This window comes from Microcoleus sp. Pol12B3 (genome assembly GCF_036701355.1).
Classification (GTDB): domain Bacteria; phylum Cyanobacteriota; class Cyanobacteriia; order Cyanobacteriales; family Microcoleaceae; genus Microcoleus.
In genome coordinates this window covers 207,640-221,490 of record NZ_JAUBQS010000002.1, presented here as the reverse complement: position 1 = coordinate 221,490, position 13,851 = coordinate 207,640, and the positions used below count along the sequence as shown (strand labels likewise).

10 protein-coding genes are annotated in these 13,851 nt (G+C 45.0%); 5 read left to right on the top strand and 5 right to left on the bottom strand.

The genetic code is table 11. The features are described from left to right. The first annotated feature begins 71 nt into the window (after positions 1 to 71). Complete coding sequence (locus tag QUA53_RS01995; protein WP_333094615.1) at positions 72 to 740, top strand: DUF2259 domain-containing protein; 669 nt, start codon at positions 72 to 74, stop codon at positions 738 to 740. 281 nt (positions 741 to 1,021) lie between these two features. Here the strand turns inward: QUA53_RS01995 and QUA53_RS01990 are convergent, their stop codons facing one another. The 4 genes from QUA53_RS01990 to polA form a co-directional block, all read right to left on the bottom strand. Continuing rightward, positions 1,022 to 2,737, bottom strand: a complete 1,716-nt coding sequence (locus tag QUA53_RS01990; protein WP_333094613.1) for an ATP-binding protein — start codon at positions 2,735 to 2,737, stop codon at positions 1,022 to 1,024. A 457-nt stretch (positions 2,738 to 3,194) separates the two neighbouring features. Then, positions 3,195 to 3,716 (bottom strand): hypothetical protein, encoded by a 522-nt coding sequence (locus QUA53_RS01985; protein WP_333094610.1) that lies wholly within the window; start codon positions 3,714 to 3,716, stop codon positions 3,195 to 3,197. A 552-nt stretch (positions 3,717 to 4,268) separates the two neighbouring features. Further along, positions 4,269 to 4,841, bottom strand: a complete 573-nt coding sequence (locus QUA53_RS01980) for a thermonuclease family protein (protein WP_333094609.1) — start codon at positions 4,839 to 4,841, stop codon at positions 4,269 to 4,271. Positions 4,842 to 4,852: 11 nt separating this feature from the next. Continuing rightward, entirely contained in the window at positions 4,853 to 7,903 is a 3,051-nt protein-coding gene (gene polA / locus QUA53_RS01975; protein WP_333094608.1) for a DNA polymerase I, read from the bottom strand. A 391-nt stretch (positions 7,904 to 8,294) separates the two neighbouring features. On the opposite strand from polA, the gene QUA53_RS01970 reads away from it, so the two are divergent. Next, entirely contained in the window at positions 8,295 to 8,561 is a 267-nt protein-coding gene (locus QUA53_RS01970) for a hypothetical protein (RefSeq protein WP_333094607.1), read from the top strand. A gap of 161 nt (positions 8,562 to 8,722) precedes the next feature. Further along, positions 8,723 to 9,382: a LuxR C-terminal-related transcriptional regulator gene (locus QUA53_RS01965; RefSeq protein WP_333094606.1), complete on the top strand. Its 660-nt coding sequence runs from the start codon at positions 8,723 to 8,725 to the stop codon at positions 9,380 to 9,382. 23 nt (positions 9,383 to 9,405) lie between these two features. Here QUA53_RS01965 and QUA53_RS01960 read toward each other — a convergent pair whose 3' ends face one another. After that, positions 9,406 to 11,295 (bottom strand): CHASE2 domain-containing protein, encoded by a 1,890-nt coding sequence (locus QUA53_RS01960; RefSeq protein WP_333248643.1) that lies wholly within the window; start codon positions 11,293 to 11,295, stop codon positions 9,406 to 9,408. A gap of 608 nt (positions 11,296 to 11,903) precedes the next feature. Here QUA53_RS01960 and QUA53_RS29115 point away from each other — a divergent pair. Further along, positions 11,904 to 12,107: a transposase gene (locus tag QUA53_RS29115; protein WP_445243221.1), complete on the top strand. Its 204-nt coding sequence runs from the start codon at positions 11,904 to 11,906 to the stop codon at positions 12,105 to 12,107. A gap of 24 nt (positions 12,108 to 12,131) precedes the next feature. Next, on the top strand, positions 12,132 to 13,598 hold the full coding sequence (locus QUA53_RS01955) for a DnaJ domain-containing protein (protein WP_333094603.1): 1,467 nt from the start codon (positions 12,132 to 12,134) through the stop codon (positions 13,596 to 13,598). Positions 13,599 to 13,851: the final 253 nt, after the last annotated feature.

The following is a 13,851-nucleotide window of genomic DNA, read 5'->3' as shown; positions in this document are numbered from 1 at the left end:
GTTAAACGGAAAAACTTTGGGGTTCCAACTTTTCACAACTGATAAAAAAATTCCACCCACATCTGCGGAATGTGGGTATTATAGCAAGTGCCGCGATCGCAGTAGCCCCTGAAGCTTTGGCAAATACCTGGCGTGCCGCACACCGGATGTCTGGTTTTTCCGCCGACAGCAATTACTACTTGTATCTAGAAAGTTCCAGAGATACAGGAGCGGGAATTCCCAAAGCAAAATTGCAAATTGTCCAAGTTGCTGCAAATTCCTGCATCAAAAATGGGTGTATCCAAACTAAATATGGGGAGCCAGACTCGAATAAAAGCACTAAAATGGCAGAAGATGATTTGCTTCAAAAAAGTTGGAATAGCAGGCAAACTTTGAATTTAACTCCTCCTCAAGCTGGAACTAAACTAAACATTATTTCTCGTACTCCCGGAGCCAATGGAAGCGAGACAGTCGCCGTCAAAGTCAATACAGCAAAGCTTTTACAAATTCGCCTAGAACAGCGGCAAAAAAATGCTTCTGCTGGCAAAGAAAGCGCGGCAATGCGTCTTGTAATTAATCATAACGGTCGGCAGCGTGTCCTCGGATCGCTGAACAATTTTCAAGATTGGGTGTTCTCTTATTCAATCCGAGAAGTTCGTTTGTCTCCGAACGGGCGGAATGCCGTTGTCTTGGTGGACAAGACAGAACGCACTTTTGAAGGAGTCTTGAAAACTACTGTTGTACAAGGCTTTGTTCTGTAGGCTTGCTATATTCCCAGGTCTTAACCTGGGAATTATCAAAACTTACGCAGAACTTCTATATGTAAGGTACAGACGGCGCACCTACAGATAGAGCCTGTGCGTTAGTCCCGATCGGGTTGTTAATTATTCTTTATTTTGATAATTGATATATCAATACATTTTAAAATTTCCCTCTTCCTTCCTCCCTCTTTCTTTTTCCTTGAACATCTGCCTCCTGACTATTGAAGAATGCTCAATCCTTAATCCGTGTATCCCTGTCCAAATCCATATTTTGCCTGACTTCATGCCTGCATTACCACCCGTTCCGGGAGACTGACAATAAAAGTTGAACCTTTACCGTCTTCGCTTTCGACGCTAATTTCGCCGCCGAGAATTTGACACAAACGCTGGCTAATTGTCAATCCCAAACCCGTACCTCCATACTTGCGGGTAGTCGAGGCATCAGCTTGGGTAAAAGGTTTAAATATCTGCTCTAATTGCTCGTCCGTCATGCCGATGCCGGTGTCGCTGACTCGAAACATTAAAACTTGAGAAGTATAGTTTGAACCCGATTGAAAATCATTATTTTTATTTGGTTTCGTCGGTCGTGATTTTTCAATTTTCATTCTTTCGACGCCGATAGTAATGACGCCTTTTTCGGTAAATTTGGCAGCATTGCTGAGCAAATTGAGGAGAATTTGCCGTACTTTCGGTTGGTCGGCGTACATTGTGCCGAGTTCGCCTTTTGTTTTCAGTGCTAAAGCATTACCTTTTTTTTCTACTAGCGGTTGAGCAGTAGTCATCACTTCTTCAATCATCGTTGCTACGTCGAAGTTTTCCAAATAAAGGGTGACGTGACCGGCTTCTATTTTGGAAATATCGAGGATGTCGCTAATCATATCCAGCAGGTGTTTGCCTGCGGTTTGAATTTTTTCTAAGTCGGGGAGAAAATCTTCGGAACCGGAATCTTGAGCATCTTCTTGCAGCATTTCGCTGTAGTTGATGATGGCATTGAGGGGGGTGCGGAGTTCGTGGCTCATGTTGGCGAGAAATGCACTTTTCGAGCGGTTGGCAGCTTCGGCTGCTACTTTTGCTTCGTGCAAGTCTTCTGTATATTCTGCTACGCGCTGAATGAGTTCGTTGAGCGAAACTGCCAGCATTCCCACTTCGTCGGAAGTAGTGACGGGTACTTGCAAATCAAAGTTTGATTCTTCGGTAACTCGCTGGGCGATGAGGGTGGTGGCTTCTAAGGGGCGGGCGATCGCCCGGCTGGTGTATGCTGCAAGTAGGGCTGCGATACCGGCGGATACTGCTAGAGAGCAAACCAGAATCAGAGTTCCAAGTTTTTCTGCTTCCTCGTAGGTTCTAAATGCCTCATCTGCTTTATCGCGAAAGTTGCCGGCCATTTGGGCTGAATCTTCGGAAAACTGTTTGAGTTTCAAAGCAGTTTCGCCCGTCACAAAATTGTTCAAGTTCTGCCCCAATGCCTGCTGCTGCTTCGGAGTCAAAGCAGATAATTTCGCAGTAGCCAACAATTTTTGTACTTGTTGAAAGTATGATTCTACGGTTTTGCCGTTGACTTGAGCGAACTGTTGAAGCTGTTGGTAGTCTTTGGCAATCTCGGGATTCTTCGTCTGCAACGGGGTTTGCAGTTGTTCGAGGATGCCGCTCATCTGAGCAACGCGAGTCAGGAATTCCGAGCGTTGGCGATCGAAAATTTGCGGTTTGGCCGTCAGACTCGCCAGCTCTTGCTGCTGAATTCTGACTTCCTGCACCGTGTTATTGAGGTTTGTCAGGATTTCCGCTTTATCTCGGTCGATCGCTAGTTTTTCTCTAACTTGCTGTTTGTGATAGGATTCTACTCCCCGTCCCGCCACAGCACCCAAAACGGCAATACCAATGACCAAGGCGTATCCGCAGCCGATTTTCTGCCTGATACCTAAGCGGCCCAACAGACTTTTCAACCCTATTTGAGGACGGTTATGCAGTTGATTTTTCAAAGCTAAGGTTAAAGACATGGGCAATGTACTCGTCACCTTTGAGAGGCACCATCTATATTCTAATTGATGCCTGCCGGAGGGTAAATAAAGTTCTGGCTTCGGACTAGGTTTCGGTAGTTGTAGGGTCTTTGCAGGGTTCCACAGCTCGATCGGCTTGACAGTTTGCAGCAGTTATGCGTAAAAAATTATAGCAGAAGGAAGAAGGATCTTCGGCTGCATTCAGCTTTCTTCCCTTCAGCGATGCGAGCAGGCAAGTCGCGGTTCCTGAGCGAAGTCAAAGGGTAGTGCAAGTCGCTCAGAATAAAAAAAAGCAAGAAGGAAGAACCAGTCAAAGGCATGGTTTCAGTAATTAAGAACATCCTCACCGTTTTGGTGGTTGCGATATAAGTGGTGAGTTATAAGTTGCAAGTTATGAGTTAGATTTCTCATTTAAAACTCTACTCTACTCGCAACCCACAACTCTATCGCTGTTCTCCTACTGGCAAAGTCGAAATTGTGCTATCTCAGCAGGAATTTTGGAAGCATTAGGTACGTTTGCACTTGCTGGAACGAAGATTCCCAGGCCATAACTGCAACCCTCTGCCGTCGTGCATTCCCCAGGCTTAGCAGTGATTTGATATTCGCCTTGGGATGGGGGAGTAAAAGAGATTGACGCCAGTTCGCCTGTTTTTTGACTCACAGCGATTTCCTGACCGCTTGCATCCTTGAGAGATAAGTTTAAATCCTGACAATTTCCGTCGCAAGTGGCAACAAAAACATACTCCACATTAGGATGCAACGTCGCTCTAAAAGGAGATGAAACTTGCTTGCGAACTTGGCCCAGCAACGGCACAAATACTAATTTTTGACCGTTACCTTTCCGCTGGTCAACTTCTGTTTTCAAGCGACAAATAACCGTTTTTTGGTTTTCCGTCAGTTCTTGAGCAATCGCATTTCCTACAATTGCAGTACCGAGGATCAGCGCAAGGCCGGAAATAACCAGATGTTTGAAATTCATTGATGTCCCTTAAAGTTAATTTTGGGTGATTGCAATAGACCGCTTTTGTCAGCAGTCTATTAGTTTATCTGGAGCCTATCACATTTGTTGACTTTTCCGAAAAAACAGGTCGGAGAAAAGTGCGATCGAACTCATGTCTGGTTTTAGATGAATCTGGCGTCAGCTATCGCCGAAAATCCACAGATTGCAGACGGTAGGAGCAGAACCCCGTCCTGATTGTATTGTACTAAATTAGGGCGATCGCCATCAGTATCTAGAAACCCGGTTTCTGGGCGGATGCCTCGCAGCTCAACCTACGATTTATAGTAGAGACCGGGTTTAACAAGACCTGAATCTGTCCAAGACTGTAAATCTCTGATACAGGTTCCCAGATTCCCTGTCAACAACATAATACAAATTTAAAAAAGTCTTGCTACCATCCTAAATCTTATACCAATTATTAAAAGTCAAAGCGAACCGTAAGGAACGCCAATCCCGTTTCCCTAGTCAAAATACCTCCGTTAAATCCGTTAAATCCCTTCTACAATCCATTGCCTAACTTCCTTCTTCCGATCATTTATCACTCTTCCGAAATTTCCACGCAGGAACAAACTTGGAATCTCCCCAAACGCCGCGGCGATTTTTCTTAGCTTCGGCTTCCGCTTGTTCCAGAACACTGGCACTGGGACAGTTTTTCAAGTAAGGACGGTAAACCATTGCTAATCCTTCGCGGGTCAAAACTTCTTGGGCAAATGTGCCGTTTGGCAAACGAACTTCGCTAACTTTGCGGCCGTAGCGGTCAGTATCGGTGACGGTCAAGACAACGCGACCCCCCCCTTGTTTGACGAGCTGCTGCATTCTTTGGTGCGCTAAATTGCCCCACTTAAATTGATTTTTTAGTGCTGATGCTTTGCTATTTTTCTCAGCATTTGTGTGCGCGACTTCCGGTGCATCTACACAGGCAAAACGCACTTTGATATCTTTTCCGGCGCTATCGCTGGCGACAAGGGTGTCGCCGTCGCTGACTCGCTTGACAGCATAGTTGTTGGGCGCTAACTTTTGTGGACACCCGAATAGTAGCAATAGCAGAGCAACTGCACTTAAGGTTTTTATTGTTGGGAAAAGGGGGATTTTTGTTGGGCTCATATTTCTCTGTTTTATTTAGTTTCCATCCAATTTTGCCCAGCGTGGATGTCAACTATCAGCGGTACGCTAAGTGGCAGAGCATTTTCCATCGCAGTTCTAATTTTCGGTTGCAATTCTTCCCATTCATCGGGGGGTACTTCAAAGATTAATTCATCGTGAACTTGCAGCAGCAGCCGCGCCTGATAGTTTTGCAAAATTTTGTGTACCTCAATCATGGCAAGTTTAATGATATCAGCACTAGATCCTTGAATGGGAGCGTTGGCTGCCGCCCGCAAAGATTGGGCGTCATCTCTGCTGACAGATTTAAGTCTATCGGAGTGAATGTCTTGGGGATTGCGGCCTTTTAAGTCCAGGAGGCTTTCGCTCTCGAATTTTAAATAGCGGCGGCGGCCGAGTATTGTGGTGACGTATCCGAGGGCGATCGCCTCTTTTTTTACTTTCTCCAAATATTCAAAAACTTTACTATAACGCTGGTTAAATCGTTCAATAAACTTTTTACCGTCTGCTGAAGTTTTGCCCATCGAGCGACCAAACTTAATCGCCCCCATACCGTAAATTACCCCAAAATTAATCGTTTTGCCAAACCGTCTTTCGTCCGGCGTTACTTCCTCTTTTTCAAACAGCAGTTGAGCGGTTACGGTATGCACATCTCGGTTATTTTGATAAGCTTCCATTAACACAGGTTCTTGACTCAAATGAGCCAAAATTCGCAGTTCAATTTGAGAATAGTCAGCCGACACCATCAGCCAACCTTCTTCTGGTAAAAAAGCCTTGCGAATTTGCCGCGAAAACTCGGTGCGGATGGGAATATTTTGTAAATTGGGATTGGAAGAAGAAAGCCTTCCCGTACCCGTTGCAGTTTGGTTGAAATCTGTATGCACTCGCCCGGTATCAGCACGAACTAACTGCGGCAAAGCATCGACATAAGTTGATTTCAACTTGGATAATGTTCGGTGTTCTAAAAGATCGTCTACAATCGGGTGGTCTCCTTGCAATTTATCCAAAACAGCCGCGTCTGTAGAGTATCCTGTCTTAGTTTTGCGAGACTTTTTCTGAAACTCATCCGGAATTTTTTCTAACAAGATTTCGCTGAGTTGTTTCGGCGAACCTAAATTAAACTTTCTCCCCGCTGCTTGATAAGTCTTTTCTTCTATTTCTTTTAAGCTCTTTTCTAGCTGTTGCGAGAGTTCTTGCAGGTAAGCTGAATCAATGCGAATTCCACAGTATTCCATTTCAGCTAAAACTGGTTCGAGGGGCTGTTCTACTTCCAGCAGCAACTTGTGCAAAGACTTATCGGGAAAGTTATGTTCATCAGCTTTATCTAATTCAGTTCTCAGTTTACCTACTAACTGAAATGTTGTGTGAACATCCATGCCGCAGTAGTCGGCTACCGCCGGAATACTGATGTCAGCAATTGTTTTGTTTTTGGGTACTAATTCATTGTAACTTTTGGCGACAATGCCTAAGTATTTCCTTGACAATTCGCTGAGGCTGTGGGTGGTTTCGGGATTGAGTACGTAACTGGCTAGCATGGTGTCGAAGACGACTCCGGCTAGTTTGATTCCTTGACAGCGCAGGATCGATCGATCGAATTTAGCATTTTGCAGCGCCTTCGGATAATTCTCGCTTTCCAAAATCGGACGCAAAGCATTTAAAACTGTGGCTTTGTCCAAGTTTGTGCCCGTTTTATGTCCCGTGGGAATATAAGCGAGATCCTCTTCGCCGATTCCCCAACAGCAGCCAATTCCGACTAATTCGGCGTCTCGTGGTTCGATGGCGGTGGTTTCGGTATCCCACGCCACGGGTGAGGCTTTGTCGGTGAAGGTTTGCAGCAGTTGGACTAATTCGTTTAACTGTTCGGTTGTTTGAATAATTCTGGGTTTAATTGGCAGTTTGTTTTCCTGCTGGGCGGCTAGGGTTTCTGCGGGACTAAAAAACCACAACGCATCGTCTTCTGAACTTTCAGAAGTTGCAGGTGACTTATCTATTGGGGGGTGGACATCGGGTTCGCCCACAGAAACAGGCAAGATGCCTGTTCCACTCTCCATTAAATTGATTGTGGGGAGTAGGGGTTGGGCATCTTGCCCGCCCTTTGCCAATAGTTCTTCAACACCGCCAAAACGCTTTTGAATTTGTTTAACTTTGCTTAAAAATGTTTTAAATTCCAACTTTTCCAGCATTGGAATCAAGGCTGATTCGTCAAAACCTATAAGCTGGCAATCTTCTAAGTTGATATCTAAGGGAACGTCTTGGACTATTGTCGCCATGCGTTGAGAATGATAAGCAGCTTCTTTGCCTTCTTCTAGCTTTTTCTTGGTTGCCCCTTTAATTTCATCTATAGCAGCATAAATGCCGTCGAGGGAGTTGTAAGCTTCCAGCAATTGCAGGGCGGTTTTGTCGCCGATGCCTTTAACTCCGGGGATGTTGTCGGATTTGTCGCCGCAGAGGGCTTTGTAATCTACTACTTGTTCGGGCAAAATACCGAGTTTGGCTTTGACTTCTTCCGGGCCGTATTCTTGGGATTTGCCTTTGCCCGATCGCCTGAGCTCATCGGTACTCAAATATAATACGCTGATGTGTTTGTCGGTTTCTACTAATTGAAACAAATCGCGATCGCCCGTGAGGATTTTGACCTGATAACCGGCCGCGCTGGCTTTGTTTGCCAAAGTTCCCAAAACATCGTCCGCCTCGTAGCCCGGAGCAGTTATTGCAGGTAAATTCAAATAGGTGAGCAATTCTTGCAGGTTTTTGATATCCGGCTTAAAATCTTCCGGTGTTTCTGCTCGACCCGCTTTGTAGGTGTCGTCTGCTTCGTGGCGAAAAGTGGGCGTGGCGAGGTCAAAGGCGATCGCCATGTACTGGGGGTCGTGGGCCGCCATGACTTCCAGCAGCGACTTGAGAAAGCCAAAACAGACGCTGGTGGGAATGCCCGTCGTAGTTCGCAAGCCTCCGTCTCGACTTTTGGCAAAGGCGAAGTAGGAGCGGAAGGCCAGGGAGTGACCGTCAACTAAGATGAAGGTGGGTGCTTGATTTTCCGACACAGACACAGATCCCGATCGCACGAAAGTATTTTCTCATTGTAGCTATAGCAGAAGGATGTCTGATGTTTTGAAGTAGCTCATCTTTGCACCAATTCTTGTAATGCCAAAAAACAGTAGAGTATGGAGTAGATATCTGGGTAAGTCAGACCAACTGCAACGATTCTTGCTATTCTGCGTCGATTTTACTCGCTCGCCTAAAATATCTCAAAAGGTTTCTCTACAAGGTCTTTGGGATGATAAATTTTTAAAACCCCTGATTGCCCCCCTCTCCCCGAAAACAATCGCTCTCCTTCTAAGTCGTTTTCTGAACGGACTTGCGTAAACACGCAATATTATTTGCGCTTACTCCTCTATCAACCGGAATACTTGAAGGACAGAATAAAACTATCAACTTTACAAACAGGTCTGAATTATGAACAAGGTAATGGTTACACTCATCTCTATAGCTACCCTTGGGCTAGGCATTGCTGTTCCCCTCCAAGCCAATGCTCAGCCTATGAAGCAAACAACAAAAGTTGCGCTTGAATCCCAACATCGCCATGAATACCGCGTCCAGTATCACCGCCCCAATCAAAAAAAATGGATCAATGCTGGCACTTTCCGAGATCGTGTAGCTGCTAACAAAGAGGTTCAAAAACTAGAGCATAAAGGTTATAAAGCCAAAATTGTAACGCTGTAGGCTTACACAGTAGAATAGGGAGAGAAAAGGCGAGTGTTGCTCGCCTTTTCTCTCCCTCACGATTATCATTATCAGTAAAAGCACAGGTTATATAGCAAGTCTAAATAGTCGTGAAAACGAGTCTGCTGAAGAACTTATAAAATAGTTATGGCGGTAAAACTATGAGTTATCAAACACAACGCTTTCTGGTCATTGAGGATCACCCTGAAGTGGGTCAAAATAATTGTGATTTTTTGAGGATGATAGACCCTCAGTGTTCCTGCATTATTCAGGAAACCCCTGAAGAGGGGATTGAGAAACTCAAGCAAGAGAACATAGATTTAGTAGTAGTTGACTTACAATTTGGGACTTTGACAGGCGAGGAGTCAGCCAAGCCAGGTTTAGCGCTACTCAACCACATTTTTGAGCATCACCCTCTGTTAAATGTTCTCGTCTATACCAGCGAACCAAGCTATTTAAGGCAAGTCGTGAAGCAAATATTTGAACATCAAGGGGGATTTGCTGTCGTTAATAAAATGGAAAGACGGAATGCTTTTCTAGAAGGAGGTCGTAATGCTTTAACTGGACAGTGTAAGATTCCTCGTAATTTAATGAACGAAATGCCATTGACTGATAAGGATAGAACGGTATTGGACTTGTTATGCAACCAAGCCCTTACCGATCAGGCAATTGCAGATCGGATGCATATATCCCTCAAAACAGCTCAGAACTACGTCCAGAGTCTCAAAGCAAAACTGAATGTCGATCAGCTTGATGGTCAACTTACTAATACCAGAATCGCAGTTTGCATGGAGGCAATTAAACGTAGGTTAATCGGGTAGTTCTACCCTTCTTTGTTATCATATTATGGGGTGTCCATCGTCCATTCAAGTGTTACCTGCATCCCACCTCCTTCTAATGGAACCCTTTGCCAAGCCCCATTTGGTATCTCAGCGGCAATAGTTTTCATCAGTTTAGTGCCATATCCACCACTACGACGTTTTTTGTGAGGAATATCTAATAAGATAGGTGTTAGGCTAGTTCCATTATTCTCGATCGCTAATCGGCACTGACGATCTTTTTGAGTAAGCGAGACTGAAACTTGCGTTGCCGATCCGTTTGGAGGTTGGGCATGGCGAATCACATTAGCGATCGCTTCTCGAAAAAAGCGAAAGATATCTTCTCTCGAATCAATCCAAGCACTATCAGATTTGGGTTCTCGCAAGGGTTGTAGATGCTCTTTGACAGTCAAGGTTAATTCTCTTGAGTCAATCAGTTTTTGGAGCCATTGGTGTATCCCCCGATCCAGTCCAGATTGCAGCTCTGGTGTAATCTCTAGCTTTTCTGCAATTGTACGTGTGCTGCTGAGCTGATTGCGAAGCGCAAGCCCAACTGCTTCTAATCGATCTAAGATTGAGTTAATCATGGGAGATGGATGACTGAGGGCTAGAAGCTCAATACTATCCATTGCCAATTTGAGTTCTTGAAGTGGGCCATCATGAATGTCTGTTGCGACTCGATGGAGGAGTTTCCGCGATTGCAAAAGAACAGCCTGTCGCTCAGCTAATTTCTGCTGTTGTTGGATAGACTGCCTGAGAATTGAATAAATGGCTACACCTGAACCTGTTCCAACCCAACCTAAGATTGGGATGGATAATGGAAGAATTAACCCTCGATAGAACAAGATAAAACTTAAAGCTACATAGCTTCCTACCAAGATCGGAAGAAGCCAGCCAACCAGCAGATGAACAGGTATAAGTTTATGCTTTTTGTCTTGGCTAAGTATATATAGGCTTATGAAGTCAAGACCCAAAGTTGTGATGATGTAGTCATACCAATTCGGGATTCTTGTCAGAAATGAATGGGTCATCAAACTAGCTATTTGATTAGCTTCTACTTCTGCAACAGACATCTCCCCAAATGGAGATAGTTCTCGATAGGTTTCAAATCCTTTCCCTTCGGGAAGATCGATTAATACAAGTTTATCCTGGAGCTGCTGAAGAGATTGGGGGTCAAAGGAAGGATTACAGTGTTCTATCTCTAGCTGAGAGGAAGGACAGTGAAAATGAATATCAATACTAGGAAATGTATCAGCAGGACCCCAAAAATTAATTTGAAAAGATAAAAGAGTTTGTAAATTAGTAAGGTTTTGAAAACCTTTGATATTTCCTGAGTTCATATAGAATTTTTCTAAGGCCATCGTTGCCACAGATTTAACCTTATGATGTATATTAATATCAGGATCATCTTCATAGCTAAAATAGGAGAATAACTCGGCTTTGCGAGCTGGGCTTTCTAAGCTTTGTGGATGTGCTGCATATCTGAAGTAACTTACTATCTGCTCTGGGGGAAGAGAGGGGTTTATACTTTCATTATCTAAAGGAAGTAAATTATGATAATCATTTATTACTGAATTTTCTGAGGGTAAGTTACTTGGACGAGCGACCAAAACAATCTGCTTTGAATATTTACTAATCAACTCTTGAAAGGGATGTTCTAACTGAGTCTCTGTATCAAGCTCTATGTACTGGCTCATTTGAGTAGGCAAATTTATGATTACAAGCTTTGCACCACTGTTGATTAATTTTTTCACTAAAATTGCATAGAAAGTATTCAGTTTATATAAGTTATGAAAGTTATATCCTAAAATGGCAGGCTGCTCGATCTTAAGCAGTAGAATTTCTTTTGGCATAAGCCCTGGCTTATGCAGTCTTATTAGATGATCCTGGATGTCGAGTTCCATTTTATTGAGCATAGGTAAGTTGCTAGATACTGCACAGTAAAACAAGCTCCAAGCGGTTACTAAGCCAATACATATTGCGGGACGATATCTGATAGTGTTCATTATATATTTCTATTATTTATTTATTTAGGTGGCTCAGTCCATATAAAATTGTTGGCTTGAGTGGGATTCGGTTTAAAGTTACAGACAAATCTTGTGAACACTGTCTCAACCGCCAACGATCCAATTTTGTGCTAATCGTTCTCTCATAGAGAGTACCATTCATATAAAACCCGTATATTGAGCGGACATTATTGCCGTAAATTTATAGTTTCAGTTTAACCGAGCCTCCTTGTCCAATAGCATCAGTAATTCGTCCAGCCCCAATCCAGGCTTAGGTTGCTGTGGCTGGGATATCTAACAGACTCAATAAAAATAAAGTTTGGCATACAATACGAGATGCAAAAGGAAGCATGAGCCATTTATTCTGAGTTCAATAGTGCAATTCTGACATTGGCTTTTGAGGGCGAATTGTCTTCTCCAGTATATAGCAATTCACGGTTTGGTGAGGTACACCTAAATAGCTGTAAATCTTATAGAACCCATTGGGAATCTGTGATGATGAGCTAAGATCAGAAAAAATGTCGTACTCCCGCAGCTTAAGCGATAAAGAGTGGGAACTCATCGAGCCATTATTACCACGAAACAAGAAAACCAGACCGCGTACTCAGTCAAAGAGAGAAATCTTGGATGTTATCTTCTATGACTCGCAAGCGGTAAACCCACGGGTGGTCAGAAACCGGGCTTGTTGCATCATAGTGCGTTACACCTCGCAGAAACGGTAAAAAACCCGGTTTCAGAAGGTTGTGATGCGTAAGTCCCAATCTCAAATCTCAAATATCAAATCGCTTGACTGTGCAGCTTGGCTGAGAATAGTAGAAGATGTTAAGTACGATTCCCTGCGGGATAGCTTCGCTTCACGCAAATTTACCAACAACTGCCGATCGAAGCCTATGGGTGACATTAACCGATGCTACGAAATCCTCGAAATTGATCCGGGAGCTTCCTTAGAAGAAATTAAGCGCGCTTACAGGGATTTAGCGTTTGTGTGGCATCCCGATCGGTTTGCCAACAACGATCGCCTGCAACAAAAAGCTCAACAAAGATTAACAGAAATTAATCAAGCTTACCAGCAGTTGCTGTCGTTTCTGAGTCAGCCTGAATCGAGGTCGATCGAAAAACAGTTTCCGCAGCCACCGCCCCCTGCGCCGGAAAAGCCGCTGAGAAGGCGTTCTCGAAAATCAGTCGCTAGGCCTAGTTCCCAGCGCCGTCAAACCCGCCCAAAAGCCACCTCGAAAAAATTTCAAACTCAAAAGAACTCTTCAAGCAAGAAACGATTTACAACTCAAAATCGCCAAGCGCGGCGGGGAAGAAAGCAACCAGGGCAAAGGGTTGCGAGGGAAGCGCCGCCATCTCAAAACTATCCAAAGATTATCTCGAAAAGGAAAAAAGAATTTTCCACTCAATACTCAAAACTGCGAAGCGCGCCGAGGGAAGTGCGGCCATCTCAACACTATTCAAGCTTCCCTTGGTGGCCGCTGGCAATCGCCGTGGCTAGTTACGCTTTGACCGGTTGGATTTTGACTGTATCAGCCGCCCCCCTGTGGATGTGGGCTTTAATCTGCGGTGCAGATTGGCTGTGGGCCGCGATTTTGCTGGCGGAGGGTTCAGCAACGCCTAGAGTGTGGCTGGCGGCATTAGTTTTGGCTGGGGCGGTGGGGGGGTCGATCGCCGGTTTTCAGGCGGGAGGAAGGGTAACAGGGGCGGCTTGGGGCGCTGTGGGATCTGGTTTGGGGGCGATCGCCAGTTCCGAGGCCGAGTCGCGGGCTGTGGCTGCTGTTTTGGCGGTAGCGGGAGTGCTGACAGTGGTGGGATTGATGGCTGGAACTGGTTCTGGGAATTGGGTCAAGGTGTTGGTGGCGGCCCTCTGTTGGGGGGTTGTGGGCTTGATGTGCGGGCTGGCGGCGGAAGTAGGTGGGAATTCTGGGGGCCCCGTCGGGCTCTCTGGTGCGATCGGGCTGGGGATTGGGGCGTGGGCTGGGGCTTTTGCTGGGGCGGGATCGGGGGATCTCGTCCAAGCCTTAGCTATCGCCGGGTCTAAGACTGTTTATGGGGCTTGGGCTGCGATCGGCATTATTGCTGGAGTTGTGGCGCGGATGGTAGCTGCAGAAAGGTTGATCCACACTAGCAGCGGGCTTTACACGGTTATCCTGTTGGTGGCTACTTCGGGTTTCGGGCTGTGGCTGGGAAGTTGGTTGGGCGATCGTATCTTTTAACTTAGTCATCAGTCATCAGTCATTAGTCATGAGGGAAAATTACCAATTATCAATTACCAACTACCACTTCCCCATTATTCTCTTGTCTAGCAACAACTAACACAATTAGGATGTTATTAATTGCTGACACCCTTCCTTCTTCCTTCTTCTTTCTTCCTGACATCCGTTACATCCCGTACAGTGCTCGTTGCCGAACTTCCTTATTCCTGACATCCGTTACATCCCGTACAGTGCTCGTTGCCGAACTTCCTTC

Excerpts from the sequence above, each read along its gene's own strand:
- QUA53_RS01970 (WP_333094607.1), top strand. The coding sequence starts at position 8,295 with ATGAACAAGGTAATGGTTACACTCATCTCTATAGCTACCCTTGGGCTA.
- QUA53_RS29115 (WP_445243221.1), top strand. The coding sequence starts at position 11,904 with ATGTCGTACTCCCGCAGCTTAAGCGATAAAGAGTGGGAACTCATCGAG.
- QUA53_RS01965 (WP_333094606.1), top strand. The coding sequence starts at position 8,723 with ATGAGTTATCAAACACAACGCTTTCTGGTCATTGAGGATCACCCTGAA.
- QUA53_RS01960 (WP_333248643.1), bottom strand. The coding sequence starts at position 11,295 with ATGCTCAATAAAATGGAACTCGACATCCAGGATCATCTAATAAGACTG.
- QUA53_RS01985 (WP_333094610.1), bottom strand. The coding sequence starts at position 3,716 with ATGAATTTCAAACATCTGGTTATTTCCGGCCTTGCGCTGATCCTCGGT.
- QUA53_RS01990 (WP_333094613.1), bottom strand. The coding sequence starts at position 2,737 with ATGTCTTTAACCTTAGCTTTGAAAAATCAACTGCATAACCGTCCTCAA.
- QUA53_RS01980 (WP_333094609.1), bottom strand. The coding sequence starts at position 4,841 with ATGAGCCCAACAAAAATCCCCCTTTTCCCAACAATAAAAACCTTAAGT.
- QUA53_RS01955 (WP_333094603.1), top strand. The coding sequence starts at position 12,132 with ATGCGTAAGTCCCAATCTCAAATCTCAAATATCAAATCGCTTGACTGT.